Annotated in this window: 22 protein-coding genes; 2 read left to right on the top strand and 20 right to left on the bottom strand. The window is 40.7% G+C overall.

The annotated features are described in order from the left end of the window. Positions 1-27: 27 nt before the first annotated feature. The 8 genes from V2H41_RS13475 to sufB form a co-directional block, all read right to left on the bottom strand. A complete protein-coding gene (locus V2H41_RS13475) occupies positions 28-237 on the bottom strand; it encodes a hypothetical protein (protein ID WP_330975691.1) in 210 nt (69 codons plus the stop codon). Positions 238-382: 145 nt separating this feature from the next. Then, positions 383-844: an RrF2 family transcriptional regulator gene (locus V2H41_RS13470; protein WP_330975690.1), complete on the bottom strand. Its 462-nt coding sequence runs from the start codon at positions 842-844 to the stop codon at positions 383-385. Positions 845-854: 10 nt separating this feature from the next. Continuing rightward, a complete protein-coding gene (locus V2H41_RS13465) occupies positions 855-1166 on the bottom strand; it encodes an SUF system Fe-S cluster assembly protein (protein WP_330975689.1) in 312 nt (103 codons plus the stop codon). 23 nt (positions 1167-1189) lie between these two features. Then, positions 1190-1624: a SufE family protein gene (locus V2H41_RS13460; RefSeq protein ID WP_330975688.1), complete on the bottom strand. Its 435-nt coding sequence runs from the start codon at positions 1622-1624 to the stop codon at positions 1190-1192. 47 nt (positions 1625-1671) lie between these two features. Beyond that, positions 1672-2919: a cysteine desulfurase gene (locus V2H41_RS13455; protein WP_330975687.1), complete on the bottom strand. Its 1248-nt coding sequence runs from the start codon at positions 2917-2919 to the stop codon at positions 1672-1674. 122 nt (positions 2920-3041) lie between these two features. After that, positions 3042-4346 carry a Fe-S cluster assembly protein SufD gene (sufD, locus tag V2H41_RS13450; protein WP_330975686.1) on the bottom strand — a complete coding sequence of 435 codons (1305 nt, stop codon included), beginning with the start codon at positions 4344-4346 and terminating at the stop codon, positions 3042-3044. A gap of 53 nt (positions 4347-4399) precedes the next feature. Continuing rightward, the gene (gene sufC / locus V2H41_RS13445) at positions 4400-5149 is read right to left on the bottom strand and encodes a Fe-S cluster assembly ATPase SufC (RefSeq protein WP_330975685.1); all 750 of its coding nucleotides are present in this window, start codon (positions 5147-5149) and stop codon (positions 4400-4402) included. A gap of 54 nt (positions 5150-5203) precedes the next feature. Beyond that, complete coding sequence (gene sufB / locus V2H41_RS13440; RefSeq protein ID WP_330975684.1) at positions 5204-6688, bottom strand: Fe-S cluster assembly protein SufB; 1485 nt, start codon at positions 6686-6688, stop codon at positions 5204-5206. A 147-nt stretch (positions 6689-6835) separates the two neighbouring features. Between sufB and V2H41_RS13435 the strand changes: the two genes are divergently transcribed. After that, a complete protein-coding gene (locus tag V2H41_RS13435; RefSeq protein ID WP_330975683.1) occupies positions 6836-7984 on the top strand; it encodes a mandelate racemase/muconate lactonizing enzyme family protein in 1149 nt (382 codons plus the stop codon). A gap of 3 nt (positions 7985-7987) precedes the next feature. Here the strand turns inward: V2H41_RS13435 and V2H41_RS13430 are convergent, their stop codons facing one another. The 5 genes from V2H41_RS13430 to V2H41_RS13410 form a co-directional block, all read right to left on the bottom strand. Beyond that, positions 7988-8401 (bottom strand): CAP domain-containing protein, encoded by a 414-nt coding sequence (locus V2H41_RS13430; protein ID WP_330975682.1) that lies wholly within the window; start codon positions 8399-8401, stop codon positions 7988-7990. 87 nt (positions 8402-8488) lie between these two features. Beyond that, positions 8489-9787: a radical SAM family protein gene (locus tag V2H41_RS13425; RefSeq protein ID WP_330975681.1), complete on the bottom strand. Its 1299-nt coding sequence runs from the start codon at positions 9785-9787 to the stop codon at positions 8489-8491. Positions 9788-9800: 13 nt separating this feature from the next. Next, positions 9801-10352: a hypothetical protein gene (locus tag V2H41_RS13420; RefSeq protein WP_330975680.1), complete on the bottom strand. Its 552-nt coding sequence runs from the start codon at positions 10350-10352 to the stop codon at positions 9801-9803. Positions 10353-10355: 3 nt separating this feature from the next. Further along, on the bottom strand, positions 10356-11399 hold the full coding sequence (locus V2H41_RS13415; protein WP_330975679.1) for an agmatinase family protein: 1044 nt from the start codon (positions 11397-11399) through the stop codon (positions 10356-10358). Between the two features lie 279 nt (positions 11400-11678). Then, positions 11679-12758 (bottom strand): L-dopachrome tautomerase-related protein, encoded by a 1080-nt coding sequence (locus V2H41_RS13410; protein ID WP_330975678.1) that lies wholly within the window; start codon positions 12756-12758, stop codon positions 11679-11681. Positions 12759-13469: 711 nt separating this feature from the next. On the opposite strand from V2H41_RS13410, the gene V2H41_RS13405 reads away from it, so the two are divergent. Then, positions 13470-14249 (top strand): phytanoyl-CoA dioxygenase family protein, encoded by a 780-nt coding sequence (locus V2H41_RS13405; RefSeq protein ID WP_330975677.1) that lies wholly within the window; start codon positions 13470-13472, stop codon positions 14247-14249. 525 nt (positions 14250-14774) lie between these two features. Here V2H41_RS13405 and V2H41_RS13400 read toward each other — a convergent pair. The 7 genes from V2H41_RS13400 to V2H41_RS13995 form a co-directional block, all read right to left on the bottom strand. After that, positions 14775-15395: a dihydrofolate reductase family protein gene (locus V2H41_RS13400; RefSeq protein ID WP_330975676.1), complete on the bottom strand. Its 621-nt coding sequence runs from the start codon at positions 15393-15395 to the stop codon at positions 14775-14777. Between the two features lie 22 nt (positions 15396-15417). After that, positions 15418-15798, bottom strand: a complete 381-nt coding sequence (locus V2H41_RS13395) for a DoxX family protein (protein WP_330975675.1) — start codon at positions 15796-15798, stop codon at positions 15418-15420. Between the two features lie 21 nt (positions 15799-15819). Then, positions 15820-16293, bottom strand: coding sequence for an SRPBCC domain-containing protein (locus tag V2H41_RS13390; RefSeq protein WP_330975674.1), 474 nt, complete (start codon positions 16291-16293; stop codon positions 15820-15822). A gap of 11 nt (positions 16294-16304) precedes the next feature. After that, positions 16305-16631, bottom strand: coding sequence for an ArsR/SmtB family transcription factor (locus V2H41_RS13385; protein ID WP_330975673.1), 327 nt, complete (start codon positions 16629-16631; stop codon positions 16305-16307). A gap of 91 nt (positions 16632-16722) precedes the next feature. Next, complete coding sequence (locus V2H41_RS13380) at positions 16723-16968, bottom strand: hypothetical protein (RefSeq protein WP_330975672.1); 246 nt, start codon at positions 16966-16968, stop codon at positions 16723-16725. An 83-nt stretch (positions 16969-17051) separates the two neighbouring features. Further along, positions 17052-17381 carry a hypothetical protein gene (locus tag V2H41_RS13375; RefSeq protein ID WP_330975671.1) on the bottom strand — a complete coding sequence of 110 codons (330 nt, stop codon included), beginning with the start codon at positions 17379-17381 and terminating at the stop codon, positions 17052-17054. A 17-nt stretch (positions 17382-17398) separates the two neighbouring features. Further along, the gene (locus tag V2H41_RS13995; protein ID WP_409965727.1) at positions 17399-17653 is read right to left on the bottom strand and encodes a winged helix-turn-helix domain-containing protein; all 255 of its coding nucleotides are present in this window, start codon (positions 17651-17653) and stop codon (positions 17399-17401) included. Positions 17654-17736 lie beyond the last annotated feature (83 nt).

Here is a 17736-nt window from a genome sequence, read left to right as displayed (position 1 = left end):
CTCAAGAAGTTTTTCTTTGTTGCCAAATTATTGCACAGAATCAACAGCAGCAGCTGCAGCAGAATCAACTGTAGCAACAACTGAGTCAATAGTAGCTTGAGCAGAATCAGCAACAGCTTCAACTTGAGCACTTAAAGAGTCAGCTGTAGCTTCAGCAGAAGCTTCAGTTGAAGATTCACCACTGTTACAAGCTGCAAATGATACAGCGATTAATGCAATTGCAAATAATTTTTTCATGATTGTTTTTTTTGTTTTAAAAAATTATAATTTATTAATTAATACGCAAAACACGATTTGGTAACCCTGTATGCGTAAAATTTTTTATTAAATTAAATGGTTGTGTTACAGGTTACTACGATTTGCAAATATAAAAATATCTGCTTTATACCAAAAATTCTTTACTGAGTTTATCAAAAATAGTGTCGCGATTGGCATTTTCAGTAACCAGATCTTGTAAAGTAATGCGTTCCAGCAAGTTATTTACCGTCATTTGAATCATTTGCCAGAGAGACCTGGATGAACAATCCACCGAATTGGTACAAAACCGCATTACGGCACCGGTTTCATCCGTAAATTCTTTGTCGAGCGGGGTGCCCAACGCTTCCAAAACATTTTTAATAATAATTTCCGATGCCGGGCGGGCCAATACGTAGCCTCCCTTATTACCCGGGGTACTACGGATAAAATTAGCCATCCTCAACAGACGGGTTAGTTTGGCTATGTAATGCTGACTGAGCTGTTCCGTTTCACTGAGTTGTGGAATGCTCATACCTTCGCCGCTTTTGCAGGAGGCGATGCGTATGAGAATCCGCAATCCGTACTCTTCCTGAGCAGTAATTTTCATAATGCTTTTTTTATAAAAAACCTAGTTCGAGTTGAGCTGCTTCGCTCATCATGCTTTTCTCCCATGGTGGATCCCAAGTTAAGGTGACCAACACATCGTTTACCCCCTCAAGCTGTCTTACTTTTTCATCCACTTCTAATATAAGAGTTTGTGCGGCCGGACAGCCGGGAGCCGTGAGCGTCATGAGGATAAAAACGTTATGATCGTCATTGATTTCAATTTTATATATCAATCCCAGGTCGTAAATATTTACGGGCAGCTCGGGATCGTATATACCCTTGAGTGTTTCAATGATTTTTTCTCGTATTTCGGCTTCAGTCATTTTCTTTAGGTTATGAATGATGGTTACTGGTTCAAGGCTTTAAATGCCAAAGCATAATTCTTCATTTGTTTTACCATGGCCAGTAATCCATTGGAACGGGTTTGAGCCAGATGGCTCGTCATTCCTATTTTATTGATAAAATCCATCTTAGCATTCAGGATTTCGTCGGGGGTGTGGCCACTCAGCACTCTTATCAGCATAGATATAAGCCCTTTTACAATGATCGCATCGCTATCGGCCTGATAAAATATTTTACCATCTTTGTAATCGGCCACCAACCATACAGTAGACTGACATCCCTTTACTTTATTTTCATCTTTCTTATGCTCCTCTGTCAGCGGGGGTAGTTTTTTACCTAGGTCGATGATATATTCATACTTATCGTCCCAGTTCTCAAAAAGCGAAAACTCGTCTACGATTTCGGCTTCTATTTGTTCGATAGATTGCGTTTCGGTCATTCGTCTGTTATTTTCGAGAGCTGCCATCAACAGCAGCTTCCCTTGGATTACCTTAATATTTTAACGGCTTTCTGCAAAGCTTCAACCATTAAATCTATTTCTTCTACTGTATTATAGAACGCAAAAGAGGCTCGAATGGTTCCGGGGATACAAAAACGCTGCATCAGCGGCTCCACACAGTGATGCCCCGTGCGTACAGCAATACCTTTATTGTCCAGCAAAATACCCACATCCTGAGGATGCACCCCATCAATCACAAAAGACACCACGCTTACTTTATGGTCATTATCGCCGATGATTCTTAGTCCCTCAATTTCTTTTAGGCGCTGTGTGGCGTGCTGCAACAACAGGTCTTCTTGTTTGCGGATATTTTCCTTACCGATTGTATTGATATATTCAATAGCCGGCTTGAAGGCAATGGCATCGGCAATATTAGGCGTACCTGCCTCGAACTTATAGGGGAGCTCGTTGTAGGTGGTCTTCTCAAAGGTTACCTCCTTAATCATTTCGCCACCCCCCATAAATACTGGCATAGACTCCAAAAGATGTTTCTTGCCATATAAGATACCCATACCGGTTGGCCCTAGCATTTTGTGTGCGGAGAAAGCTAAAAAGTCGCAATCCAATGCCTGCACATCAACATCGAGGTGCATAGCGCTCTGTGCACCATCGATGAGCACAAGAGCTCCTTGCGCATGGGCCAATTGTATAATTTCTTGAATGGGGTTTACCGTTCCCAACGCATTGGATACATGGTTTACAGCCACCAATTTGGTACGTGAACTGAGGAGTTTTCTATATTCCTCCAGCTCTAGTTCTCCTTGTTCGTTCACCGGGATCACTTTGAGTTGAGCGCCTTTTTCTTCACATACTATCTGCCATGGAACGATGTCGGAATGGTGCTCCATACCCGAGACAATCACTTCATCTCCTTGCGCAAGGTGCTGACGTCCCCAGCTGTAAGCTACCAGATTAATACTTTCGGTAGTACCCCGCGTATAAATGATTTCTTCCCGTGCGGCAGCATTGATAAAGTGCTTAACCGCATCGCGGGTGGCTTCAAAAGCAGCAGTAGCTTCCTCCGCCAGGGAATGAATGCCACGGTGTACATTGGCATTATACTGTGTATAATAATGTACCAATGCATCAATAACCGACTGAGGCTTTTGAGAAGTCGCAGCGTTATCAAAATATATCAGGCGATGGCCTTTCACTTCCCGGTTCAAAATGGGGAAGTCCTTTCGTACGGAATGCACGTCAAAGGCCTTATTGGTATTTAAAGTTGCTGTTTGCATAACAAACCCCTCATTCGCACGTCTTCTTTTTGCCGTCGGGCTAAAGGGTTTAAGAAGACAATATTTTAAAGGTTATTATTGATATTATTCCTCCGTCTTCCTCTCATTAGTAGCACTCTCGATTATAAATGCAGCTTGTCAGCCACCAGCTGCTCTACAAATTCGCGGGTGGTAACGTGCTGAATTTTCTCTAGTATATCTTGAGCAAAACCGTGTAAGAGGAGGGCTGTGGCTGCTTTCTCGCTGATACCACGAGAACGCATATAGAACAACGCTTCCTCATCCAGACGGCCAACGGTACAGCCGTGCGAACATTTTACGTCATCTGCAAAGATTTCCAACTGCGGCTTGGTGTTCACACTAGCGTTATCAGAAAGCAAAATATTACGGTTGCTCTGATAAGCGTTGGTTTTTTGTGCGTCCTGACGTACAAAAATCTTTCCGTTGAAAACGCCGGTAGCATTTCCGTTCAAGACCCCCTTGTATAGTTCGTTGCTCAGACAGTTGGGTTTACGGTTGTCTACCACCGTATGGTTGTCCATATGGGAATGTTGGTCGCCCAGATATAAGCCAAAAAGATTGGCTTCGCAATACTCGGCTGACATCACCATATTCAAGTTGTTTCTGATCAAACCGCCATTGAGGGACACGGTCACCACATTGGCTATGCTTTTACCGGTCTGATGTACGTGAGTAGTGCTTACCAGCTTGGAGTTGGGAGCATCGTTCTGGATTTTGTATAGATCGAAGATGGCATCCTGCTCCACCGCAACCTCAATTACCTGGTTGGTAAAACTTTCATCCGCCCCCAGTGTAATATAAGTTTCTACAATCTGCACTTTGGCGTTTTCTGCTACATGAATCAAGCAACGTGGTTGCGCAAAGATGTTTCCCCGACGGGCATCCGTAACATTGTATAAATATATGGGGTGACTAGCTTCCTTGCTTCTAAACACGTGTACAAACACACCTTCCTGAATAAATGCAGTGTTTAAAGCATTGACGCCGTCTCTATGATAATCTGCACTATGGCCCAGATGCTCCTTTACGATGGGAGCATACTTTTCATGACCTGCAGCTTCCTGTAAAGACAAAATTTCCAGTTCTTCAGAACGTGTATGGGATAACTCTCTATTAAAATGCCCGTTTACGAATACCACCAAATTAGCATCCTCATGCCCAGGAATCTGAAAAGGAGCTAAGTCCTGCGCAGTTAACTGCTGTTCTTTTATATCGGTAGAAAAATGATAATCCTTGCTGAAAAAATCGTTAATGCGGGTGTATTTCCACTCTTCGTGCTTTACGGTAGGTATCCCTGTTTGGGAAAATTCTGCAAATGCCGAATCCCGCATGGACTTGATATGTCCATCTACCGGATGGGCTTGCAATTCTTCAAAACGCTTTTTAAAATATGTTATAGTATCCATTTAATTTAATCTGATAAATTGAAAATGAGTTAATTTGCATGTAATAACTCAAATTAAACTGCCATTGTTTTAATGAAATCGTATCCTTTTTCCTCCAGCTCTAGTGCCAATTCCTTGGTGCCCGATTTTACGATACGACCATTATATAACACGTGAACGTAATCTGGAACGATATAGTTCAGCAAGCGTTGATAGTGCGTCACACATAGCACCGCATTTTCCGAATTGCGCAATTTATTTACACCATTTGCTACGATGCGGATAGCATCGATATCCAAACCTGAGTCGGTCTCATCCAATATAGCCAGCTTCGGCTCCAGCATAGCCATCTGGAAAATTTCATTACGCTTCTTTTCTCCACCCGAGAAACCTTCATTAAGAGAACGACTTAGCATGGCCTGATCAATCTCCACTAGCGCCATTTTCTCCTTCATCATCTTTAGAAAAGATACTGCATCTAGCTCTTCCTGACCGCGATATTTACGAATTTCATTAACTGCAGTTTTCATGAAGTTGGTTGTGCTAAGTCCCGGAATTTCAATAGGATATTGAAAGCTCAAGAAGAGGCCTTCACCTGCTCTTTCCTCAGGAGAGAGCTCTAATAGGTTTTTACCCATAAATTCTACCGAGCCGCCTGTTACTTCGTAATCTTCCTTTCCGGCAAGTACAGAAGCTAAGGTGCTCTTTCCGGAACCGTTGGGTCCCATGATCGCATGTACTTCGCCGGGGTTTATTTGTAAATTAATGCCTTTTAATATCTCTTTTCCTTCGATGCCTGCGCGCAGATCTTTTATTGTCAACATATTATCTGGTATTATCTGATTTTAAACTTTATGAATTTTATATCAAGTTAATTTTTATCCAACGCTTCCTTCTAGGCTGACAGCCAATAGTTTTTGAGCTTCAACCGCAAACTCCATCGGCAATTGGTTCATTACTTCCTTAGCGAAACCATTTACAATAAGGGCGACAGCTTTTTCGGTATCGATACCGCGCTGATTACAGTAGAAGATTTGATCTTCCCCAATTTTGGAAGTGGTGGCTTCGTGTTCAACAATGCCGGTGTTGTTTTTCACCTCGATGTAGGGGAATGTGTGTGCGCCACATTTATCGCCCAATAGCAGGGAATCGCACTGAGAGAAGTTGCGTGCATTAGTAGCATTTTTCCCCACGCGTACCAAACCTCGATAGCTGTTATTGCTATAACCTGCTGATATTCCCTTACTTACAATGCGACTCTTCGTATTTTTCCCGAGGTGAATCATCTTGGTTCCGGTATCAGCTTGCTGGTAATTGTTGGTCACTGCTACAGAATAAAATTCTCCAATAGAATTGTCACCCTGCAGTATTACACTAGGATATTTCCAAGTAATAGATGAACCGGTTTCCACCTGAGTCCAACTAATTTTAGAGTTGATACCTTTACAAATACCACGTTTGGTTACGAAGTTGTAAATACCTCCTTTACCATCTTTATCTCCGGGATACCAGTTTTGTACGGTGGAGTACTTTACTTCGGCATTATCTAAAGCAACAATTTCAACAACTGCTGCATGCAATTGATTTTCATCTCTTATTGGAGCTGTACATCCCTCGAGATAACTTACGTAAGCGCCTTCATCGGCTACGATGAGTGTGCGCTCGAACTGGCCGGTATTTTCGGCATTAATCCTAAAGTAAGTGGATAACTCCATTGGGCAACGTACGCCTTTAGGGATATAGCAGAAAGAACCATCACTGAATACGGCGGAGTTTAGTGCGGCAAAATAGTTATCGGTTACCGGCACTACGCTACCTAAGTATTGGCGTACCAGATCTGGATGTTCTTGAATTGCTTCACTGATAGAACAGAATATAATACCCAGTTCTGCCAACTGCTCCTTGAAAGAGGTTCCTATAGACACACTATCTATTACGGCATCCACGGCCACACCTGTAAGGCGTTTTTGTTCTTCCAGGGAGATACCCAGTTTTTCAAAAGTTTTTAGCAATTCGGGATCTACTTCGTCTAGGCTTTTGGGCTTGGTTTTTTGTTTAGGGGCAGCATAGTATATAATATCCTGATAGTCGATAGGAGGGTATTTCAGGTTTGCCCAATGCGGCTCCTGCATTTTCTGCCACTGTGCGAATGCTTTCAGTCGCCATTCCAGCATCCATTCCGGTTCATTCTTTTTTTGTGAAATGAACCGCACAATGTCTTCATTAAGTCCTTTGGGAGCAGATTCTATTTCAATATTGGTTACAAACCCGTATTTATACTCGCTATTGACGTGAATTTCTATGGGGTCTAAGTCTGTTTCCGCTGCCTGTGTACTTGATAATTGTTCTGTATCTGTATTCATGTTGCAAAAGTAAGTTATTTATACTAAAAAGTATAAATGAAATACGTTAAAGCTGGTTAAAATACCAACACATCCTCCTGCATTTTGTTGCAGGTATAAGCGTTTTACACTAGCAAAAGAGAGGTTTTACAATTCTGTGATTTTTCATTGGAAAAACGGCAGTTCCCTTCAAAGGTCGAGCATAATGAAAAACAACAACCTTTTGCGGATTGTGAGGCAAAAGCAGGTTATCTTTGCGAACATTCCTTTAACCTATTAGTTCCTAAAACAGTGAAGATAAATTACCATCCGTTCAATTTAAAATTCCGTCATCCTTTTACTATTTCTAAAGGTACCAAAACACATCAACCCACATTGGTGGTTGAGCTGGAACATTTCGGTATCAAAGGCTATGGGGAAGCGCCCGCTATTACGTATTATAATATTACGGTGGATGATATGATCGCCGATCTGGAAGCTAAGCGTAGTATGATTGAGAGGTTTGCTTTTACTGATCCCGAGCGTTTCTGGCATTTTCTGCATCATCTGTTACCTCAAAATCCGTTTTTGGTATGTGCGCTAGACATAGCGGCCTGGGATATATTCGGCAAAATGTCGGGTAGACCGCTTTACCAGATTTGGAAAGGTGATCCCGCTGATAATCCCATAACGGATTATACCATTGGTATAGATACGGTGGAAAAAATGCTGGCGAAGGTGGAAGAAAAGCCCTGGCCGATTTATAAAATTAAAGTAGGAACGGCATATGATATTGCCATTGTAAAAGCCATCAGAGAAAAAACGGATGCCGTGATTCGCGTAGACGCCAATGCCGGATGGGACTTGGACACGGCACTTAAGTTGATTCCTCAGCTGAAAGAATTGGGTGTAGAGTTTGTGGAGCAGCCACTAGCTAAAGATAATTGGGAAGGAATGAAAGTATTGTATCAGGAATCCTCATTGCCCTTATATGCCGATGAAAGCTGCGTATTTGAAAATGATGTAGAAAAATGCGTGGGGCATTTTCATGGCATCAATATAAAGCTCACCAAATGTAGTGGTATTACGCCTGCTTTGCGCATGATTAAAAATGCCCGCAAACTCAATCTGAATGTGATGGTAGGCTCGATGAACGAGAGCACTATCGGCTCTGCAGCTATTGCGCATCTTTTGCCTTTCATCGATCATGTGGATATGGATGGCCCCTTGTTGTTGGAGGAAGATCTGGCTACAGGTATCGAGTACGACAATGGAAAGATTATATACAGTAATGCCCCCGGCTTGGGGATAGCGTATAAGGGCTTATTTAAAAAATAACTGTTACATGGGCGCGGCAAACACGGCAGTCCAAAATTCGCCTTTTAGGGCGGCGCCCATTTCTGTTGCCTTATTGCTCATAATATTTTTACAGTGCTCCACACTTTGCAACCAACTATTCATAACTTCTTTTACCGAGGGCTGTCCTAATGCGATATTCTCAGCTACGTAACTCCATGGGTAGCCTGCAGCTTTAACCCTATCGGCGGGCGTTGTATTATGGGGGCCACTATGCGTTAGCAATTTTCTGCGGTGCATATAATTGCTGTGGTTTTGGGCGGCGACTTCCAGTTTGGCATTCCATTGAAGCGCTTTTACAGGAGGCATGTATGTGTTGCCACAGTTGCAACCTTTGGCTCTAACGGCATTGATAGCCTGGAGCAACTCCTGTCCCGAAGCTGAAGATGCCCTCATCATTTTTGATTGCGACGAACAATGGCTGGCAACAATAGCGAGGCATATTGTTAGGAATAAAAATGTGAATCGTTTCATATTAGGTTGAGGTTAATGTGCAAAGTCTACCTCGTAGTTCCCTTTAATCCGCTCCATGGGTGGGTTATAATATCCATATTTGAGGTTGGGAAACTCTTTTCTGATTTCCTGCAGTAATACGCTCATGCCCATACAGTCTCCAGTATCGGTAACATCTATCTTTCCCAGATACCAGTCGGGATCTATATTAAAGTTGCGCCACTGAATCATTTTTAGATCGGTTTCTCTGATGAGTTTGCGCAATGCTTCATACTCCGCTACACTGTCTGTCATGCCCGGAAATACAAAGTAGTTAATGGATGTCCACCCTCCGTAGCTGCTTACGATTTTCAGACTCTCGATAATATCTTCAAAATCGTAATTATTGGGGCGGTAATAGGGCATATAGATTTCGCGGCGGGCACTGTTGGTACTTACACGAATAGAGTTGAGTCCAGCCTCGCAGAGCCGCTTTACGGCATCGGGGCGGGAGCCGTTTGTATTAATATTGATAGAGCCTTTATCGGTATGCTTTCTAATTTCGATAATGGCTTTCTCGATGGTTTCCCACATCAACAGTGGCTCTCCTTCGCATCCTTGTCCAAAGCTGATAAGAGGATAGGGGGCTGTTTCCAGATGCGGAACGGTAAATTCTACAATCTCTTCCACTGAGGGTTTGAATTGCAGACGGTCCTGTGTGGAAACGATGGGTTCTTCGTCGGGTTGTAGGGAAATACAGCCAATACAGTTGGCATTGCAGGCGGGAGAAGCCGGTACCGGACATTCCCATCGGCCCATAAAATAATTGCGTGCTGCAGGGCAATGATAAGTGAGTGCGCAATTCTCCGCCAGGTGCTTAACCAAACGATTATGCGGATAAGCTTTAGTAAGATATTCCACGCCCTGCTTTACTTTGCCAGCATCAAAACCGGCACATTCCTGCCTTATATCCTGCTCAATTCTTACCGCAGGTACATAAAATTTTTCATTATACCAACCCACAGCAGTATAGCAGAACAGAGGGAGGGTAGGTGCACCGGGTTCCGTTTCGTAAGCCGAGAGGTAAAATCCCGTATGAGCGGGAGGAATAAAAGCTGCCACAGCCCAGCCTTTTTCACAAAGGCGCATTTCTCCGGTTTTCACATCGATACCAATACCCCTGCGTCCGGGAAGTTCGTACAAACAACCGCCATCGGGTAGTTCAATCCATTCGTCATTGGGGATAGGTACGGCGTCCCAACCGGTGCGACCGGTTACATACAAACTGCGGTCTTCGAAAATATTTCCTTTCCCGTCGGAATATAAAAGATATGGTGATGATGGAAGTGACATGTGCTATTTTATTTTAACTGCCTTGAGAGTGGCTGTATTGCAACTGTTTTCTGCAAAAGTCGTTAAATTCTGCTTCATCTGTTTCTCCGTCGAGATATTCAATGAGATGTTGATAGATTTTATTATTTTTTAAATCGATGGTGAGGATATCATCTTTTAGCACCACATTGTTTATCATATTCCACTGAATCATTTTAACCGGAAAGGAAGGATAAGAAATATGTTTTTCCGATACGGTCACCACTAGATTTCGACGCGCAACTGTGTACAGCCCCCAAAGTAATAGATTCACAAAAAACAGCTGATAAAAAGTACGGCTCATCCAAAAAATACCGAATACCAGTATCAAAGTTCCAGCAAAGCGATATCGCCTTGGTGCCGAGAAAAAATAAAGGACGATGCTAAAGATGACAATACAGGCTACTGCAAACACCCAGGCGTTGGTAGCATCTGCGCCGATGGTAAAATTGTACACCGCCGCTCCGATAATGTTAAGCAGGATAATGCCTACAGCAAAAACAAAATAAATCTGTTGCTTCTTATTGGGTATGATAAATTGATACATTCTTTAGCTATTACTGCTTGCCAGCACATTACAAAGTTTGAATAAAGCACGGGCGCCTACGTTGGCATTCCATTCAGTTTCGCCAACACCTACTTCTACCAAGTCGAAGCTGATAATCCGGCGTCCACTTTTCAAGATTTCATGAAAAATATAAAATATCTGATCCAGCTCAAAGCCACCCGGAACGGGAGTGCCTGTATCCGGACAAAGTTTGGGATCTAGACCGTCTATGTCGAAGCTGATATGTACATTCTGCGGCAGGCGGTCTATAATTTCTCCGGCGATATTTTTAAAGGTATCACCGGCAAACATCCTTTCCTTAATATTTTGATCGAAGTAAACGCCGATACGATCCGGATGTTCTTGTATGTATTCCCACTCATCTTGGCTTATATCGCGCACGCCTATCTGTAAAATGTTTTTTACCTGAGGTATTTCTTTGAGGGTATTGTACATGATGCTGGCATGGGAATATTCAAATCCTTCATAAGCTTTTTTAAGATCACAATGAGCATCAATTTGCAGAATACCGAAGGCATCGTACCGTTCGGCTAAGGCTTTGTATAACCCGAATGGGGTGCTATGATCTCCACCCAGTAGACCTACCAGCTTTCCTTTGTTCAGATAGCTCATAGCCTGGTCGTACACCCATTGGTTCAGGTAATCGCTACCCTCGTTGATTTCTCGGATGGTTTTGCACATGAACTGATTGGCTTCGAGTGATTCACCGCGTGAGATATAATCGATATAAAGCTCGGCTTCTTTTCTTAAATAACTGCTTCGAAGCTGCAATTGCTTATCGGTAGGGGTAAGGTAAAAACCTCTTTTCCATGCATTGGGAAAATGGGGGTCGTACAAATCTACCTGTAGGCTGGCTTTGCAGATAGCCTCCGGCGCTTTGGCCGTACCCGAACCGTAGCTTACGGTGACTTCCCAAGGTACGTTCATAATAATGAGCTCCGCATTTTCCTCCGTACTGGGTAAACCAAAAATATTGTTATCGGGGTTGCTTACGGCGTTTTGATCAAAGTTCCTTAAATCCAGCATCACGCAAAGTTTAAAACCAGCGCGCAAGATACGCTTATTTTATAACTTAAAGGAGCTGAGATGCTTGATATGCGGTTGATTTTTCGTTTACTAAATGTTCAAGTCTTTCTATAATTAGTCAAACTTACATTTTTTATATGCACGTTTTGTTAAAATATGAAGTTGTTTTCTAAAAAGTGTAAACAGATTTATAACAAAAAGTTGGCTTTAATATGACCATGTATAGGTATCTAACAAGCCAACTTAATGATAGCGATATATTTATCAACTTACCTCATATTATCTATAAGGAACGCCTTTTGCCAATGGCTTAAACCTGAAAATATAAAGGGGAGCATTTGCTAAATTTTTTCCGTTGTTAAAAACGGCACCTAAATGCACTTGGGCTGCCGAAACATACATATAGCCATCTACATGATTATAGCTTACGCCGTCTGGCCAAAGTAGGTATTCGTCTACTACGATATTGTGTATGCTTTTGTCTTTAGCAAGAATAACTGCTACGCTGTTATTTTCCATTGCTGTTAGGTAGATATTGCCTTCATCATCGATACTTAAGCCGCCATTATTGGGTTTGTCTGAATAAATTTCTACTCGATTATCCAATTCACTTTCTGTCAAACTTTCGTTTAATAAGTCCTCTAATTTTAAGCGATATAATTTACTACCATTTAGCGGTGCGTAATACAGCCATTCAAAATTTTTGTCTGCTGTGATTCCATCACAACCTACTAAGAGGTTTTTGCCATTAATAGCCAAAGGTTTTCCGTTGATGTTGGTGGGTACGTTTTCAGGTAATGTGCTTCGTGTGCCTTGCAACAGCCGCCTTGTTTTACCTGTTTTCATATCCACCACGATTAATGCTGCCGTACTACCATCTCCACCATTTCCAATTCCTTCGTCAGCTATTACAAAAACATTATGCTTTGTATCCACGATCAGGTCGTTTGGCTGAGAAGTAGGCACAACTGAAGTTTCCGGTAAATAATAAATGCGCTCTAATTGATCTGTAACTGTATTCCACCCTACAATTTTCGGTGTAATGGGGTTGCGTTGTCCCATATCCAAAATCCATACAATGCCGTTTTCATCATTTCTGATGCCCAAAACATTACTCAGGTAATGGTCGTCTGTTTCTCGTGGAGTGTTCCACTCTTCATTGGGGAATGGTGTTATTGTTTGGGTGTGAGCATTGTACTTCACTACCCGAAACTGCGGGTTAAAAAAGGGATGATGACTATAAACTAAATCGCCATTCGCAGTAAAGGCAATATTACCAACAGATTGCTCTACGGTTGCGAAAACTTCGTGTTTTACAATTTGTGCTTGAACTTTAAAGTTCATTAGAACTGCTGCCATTAAAATATACTTTTTCATTTTTTTAAATTGAGTGAATGATGTATGTAAAGTGAAACATGATTGATGGTTAGCTGCTGTATTTTTCGTTAGTAATTGGAGCGTTTGATTTATATCTTATATATCTATTCTTAATCGGTTTTTAATAAAGTGTTTTTCAAAATATTTATTTACTATAATTTTTATAGTTACAAAACTAAGTATAGTAAGGTAACTATGCAATAACGGATAAAAAGTATAGTAACAGTCATACTGTACAGAGGATATACCATTTTATTATGTCATGAGTATGATAATGAGTTATATAGATAGAGTAGGAGGGACGGATTATTTAATAAAATAATCATTGTATGAACTAAAAAAGGATGCGATGGTGACAGTGTGTATACAACAATGTACAATTGAAGGAAGAGTTTTTAGGGTATGCGATGTTTATCCAATGATAAAGGTATGTTTTCATGTTAAGTCGGGTGCAATATGTCTGAAAGCAGGTTGTAGTAATTGGATGTGAGGTGCTATCTTTTATCAATATTTTTTACCTTTGCATTATGAGAATGACCGTAATGTTATAATATCCTCTCGGCTTAACTTCTAAGCAATCCGCTAATTCGTTACAATTAGCGCGTTTTCTCCTATATTAAATTTTTGTGTTCACTGAGTATATGATACGGTAAGGACTTACCGTTTCTATATGCTTTTCATAAATCCATTTATATGTCTGAAATATTAAGTACAAAAGAAATAGAGCAATTTATTCATCAGGGTTATGTACGTATAGACAATGCTTTTTCTAAAGAAATTGCAGATAAGGCCGTAGATATTCTATGGAAGGATATTCCTTTTGATAGGAATGATGCTGCTACCTGGACAGCGCCTGTTATACGTTTGGGTATGTATCCACAAGAGCCTTTTGTGGAGTCACTAAATAGCGAAACAATGCATGCCATTTTTGACCAACTGATTGGTAAAGATAGATGGATTCCTTGCCGAAATGTAGGAACATTTCCGGTAAGATTTCCTTCGGATAAACAACCCAACGATACCGGTAAGCATGTGGATGCTAGTTTTCCCGGAGAAGACCCGAATAATTTTCTGGAATGGCGTGTCAATGTCAAATCTAAAGGTAGGGCACTTTTAATGTTGGTGCTGTACTCAGATGTTACGGAGAATGATGCGCCTACCATTATTTATGAAGGCTCTCATATCGATGTTGCAAGATTGCTTGCTAAAGAAGGCGATCAAGGACTTTCTTTTATGGAACTTGCTGCTAAGCTTGACGAGTTGCCTAAAAGGAGAGAAGTGTATGCAACCGGTAAAGCAGGTACGGTGTATCTATGCCATCCGTTCTTGGTGCATGCTGCTCAACCCCATAGAGGAACTGTCCCCAAGTTTATGGCACAACCGCCTTTGTTGTTAAGAGGTGAATTGTGTATTGCGGGTAGTGATAACGGTTATACTCCTGTGGAAGAAGCTATTCGCTTAGGAATTGGCTAGTTTTGAAATATATTATCGAGAAAGAGGTTGCTTTTGGCAGCCTCTTTCTTTTAAGATTGTACCGTTGTTTATGGGGGCTGTTGCAATCCCATCGCAAGAAATCATTGGTCTGGGTTTTCTTTTTATTGCTTTATAGCTCAGCACAACAGCAATATTCTTTAATCCATCCTCATACAAGTCTACTTTGGCCTCGATGGAAAAAAGGGCAATGCATTTTTTTATCAAAAGCATAAGCATTTCAAGAGGTTTCTTTATCTATAGGAACGCTATAATTCAAAAGTACTCATTCTTGAAGCCGGCAGCTATATGCGCAACTTACTCCTGACCAGGACGATTGCGAAGGATCCGATCGTGAAAATAAAACAGAAGGAGAATCAGCGAAAAATAATGAGTGCAGTTTGAGATGTTTTAAGTATTCATTTTTTAACTCAATCTATTTCCCTAAGTGCTTAAGTCCCGTATCGTAGGTTACATGCTGCGATGGTGTTTACTTGGTGGGCATACATAGGTAGCCAGTCGTTGTGTCTATTTTTTAATCAGCTTATACCTTATATGCGTTGTGAGGTCAGACGGTATCACTTCTGCAATTTGAAGTTCATATTTGTCTTTGTCAATGCCGTCAAAAAGCCGAAAACCACTACCTAAAAATACGGGTGCAATATGAATAAAAAACTCGTCCACCAGTCCTGCATTTAAGAATTGTTGAATTGTATTAGCCCCGCCTTGTATTCTGATATCCTTTCCTTTTGCCGATTGTTTTGCTTTTTCCAAGGCATTTTCTATTCCATCATTAATGAAGTAAAATGTTGTGGATCCTTTCTGAACCCAAGGTTCCCGTTTTTCATGAGTTAATACATAAACATCTGCTTTGTACAAATCTTCCGGCCAGCTGACTTCACCTTCTTCAAACATGCGTTTTCCCATAATAAATGCACCTGTTCTTGCATTTACATCTCTAATAAGTTGGCCTTCAAAATTATCTTCTTTGCCACCTTCTATGCCTAAGTATTCCCAAAATGCTTTTTGATTTAGTACCCATTTGTGAATTTTTTCTGAAACGCCGCCCATTGGGTTATTGGGTCCCCTGTTGTCTCCTGCGAAAAATCCGTCAAGGGATATGCCGCTGTCAAAGATTATTTTGCTCATGATTTAGTTGTTTTTCGTTAGTTTAATTTTGTATTGCTAATTGAAATGATTTCAATCTAACCCAAAAGACATAAGAGACTGCAAGTAATAGCATGCCAATAGCGGGGATGAGTATATTGATTCCAAAACCATCAATTTGAAGTATCGAGTAGGTAGCTCCTGTTAAATTTATACACAAACCAGCATAGGCCCATTCTTTCAATCTGTCAAATTTAGGTATCAGTATTGTGATGGCACCTAAAGTTTTAGCGATGCCCAAGAACGGCAATAGATACAGGGGATAGCCCAAATGCATGGCCACTTCTTTTGCTGCATCAATCATTAAAATATCAGGGACGGCACCTAATGCCATAAATAAGGAAAATATTATCGTTATTGTCCAATAGAGTGTTTTATTTTTCATTGTTTCTAGATGAATGTAGGATTAATTAACTAATGAGATAAGGTAGTTTTCAAGTCTATTTAATGTTTGCTTGCCACCTTCAATGGCGTTTACTTTTCTATTTAACTCTTCGATAATTTCTTTTGACTTGAATACGGATTGCATTGTCAATAATGTTTTGCCGTCCACTTCTTCAAAGAAAACGGAAACAGTGAAATTATAATCTTCATGCGCTGCCCCTGTGTGTCGATAAGACAAAAGGTGAGGCTTTTTTACCTCTATATACTGGATTTTGTTGTACCAATCGCGGCCCATTCCGTGCATGACAAACTCCCATTGATCACCTACTGCTACATTCATTGATTTAGTAGTAAGCGAAAAGCCGTTGGGGCCCCACCATTCTTTTATATGTTCGGGAGTGGTCCATACTTCCCAAACTAAATCTATTGGCGCATCAAGAAGTCTTGTATGGGTAAGAATATTGTCTTCTTGTTTGAAGGTGTTGGATGCTTTCATTTGTAGGTGTTTTATTTTTTCTTTTTTTGAATTTTTGCCAAATAATTTTCCAATGCGTCAAATTTGCGGTCCCAGAATTTTCGGTATTGATCTACCCAACCAGAAACTTCTCTTAACCCATCGAGCTTGGGTTCGCAAATACGTTCTCTGCCTTGCTGTCTAACGGTAATAAGTCCGCATTCTATTAAAATTTTAACGTGTAAGGAAACCGCCTGGCGCGTCATATCAAAGTTTTCCGCGAGCGCATTTACATTCTGAGGCTGTTGAGCCACCAGATGAATAATAGCTCTTCGAGTAGGATCGGCTATGGCTTGAAAAACATCTCGCTTGGTATTCATAATACATATTTAATAAGCAAGTAATTACTTGCGAATTTAAATGCAAGTTTTTACTTGCGCAAATTTATTTGCCAGTTTTTTAAAATTATTTCTAAAAAGGAAGAGGCATAGGGGAGGAGGTCGATTTACAATGGCGGCTAGGGACTAGTATTCGGGAGCGAATCAAAGCACAAAGGTTCAACAGCATTACAACTGTTGAACCTTGTAGAAATGCTTCATCGAAGAACTTTTCACCGGCTTGTAGCAAGCCTTTGTTGATGGTTTTGGGTTTTGCCGTAATAAATAGCTCTTTGTAGCGTGTAGTGTCAGTATCATATTCACCTTTCCCATCTCTCAAAGGTAAAATTATGTTTGAGCTATATGATGTTGTCAATTTTTTATTTGCTTCCCCTATAGTATGGTGTTTTTTATTCTTTTTAGTTATGAACCAGCAAAGGGAGAGCCAAAAATACCAACTGCTAACTCTGCCCAAACCAGCAACAATATCAATAAAATTATACCACAGTTGACTACTCTTTTTTTGAAACTTTTTACACTTCTTAAAACTAACTCACAGGATAAGCCAGTGCATAATAATAGAAGTCCTGCAACGAGGAAGTCTAAAGGTTTCCAATTAAAGCCTTGGCCGTCTACTCCAGTACCGATAGTTAATTGGAGGACAAGAAATGTAAGCATTAGCACAGCGATGCTTCCTAAAATACCGAAGATTCTTTTATTAGACTTGTTTGTTGATGTATGTGGTGTTTTCATTTTAGTGTGTTTTAAGATTAATGACTATTCAATAATTTTTCAATTGCATGGATATGCTTTTTGAATGCATTGATACCTGATGTTGTTGCTGTATAGTTTGTGTTTGGTTTACGTCCCACAAACTTTTTTTTGTACGTTAAGTACCCCGCTTTTTCTAGATATTTCAAGTGGCTGGCTAGATTACCGTCAGTTACACCGAGCAATTCTTTCAAAGTGTTAAAGTCTAAGTAACCTAAGTTGCTAGTTATGTAAAGAAGTAAAAAAGAAAGCATGTTTATAATAATTTTGGATTACCACATCTAAAATATATAAGCCATGCTTTCCGATAGTAAAATTATAGCTCTTTATTGTATAG

The organism is Niabella digestorum, assembly GCF_036409055.1.
In the GTDB taxonomy this organism is placed as follows: domain Bacteria; phylum Bacteroidota; class Bacteroidia; order Chitinophagales; family Chitinophagaceae; genus Niabella; species Niabella composti.
This window is presented reverse-complemented; position numbering and strand designations above follow the sequence as displayed.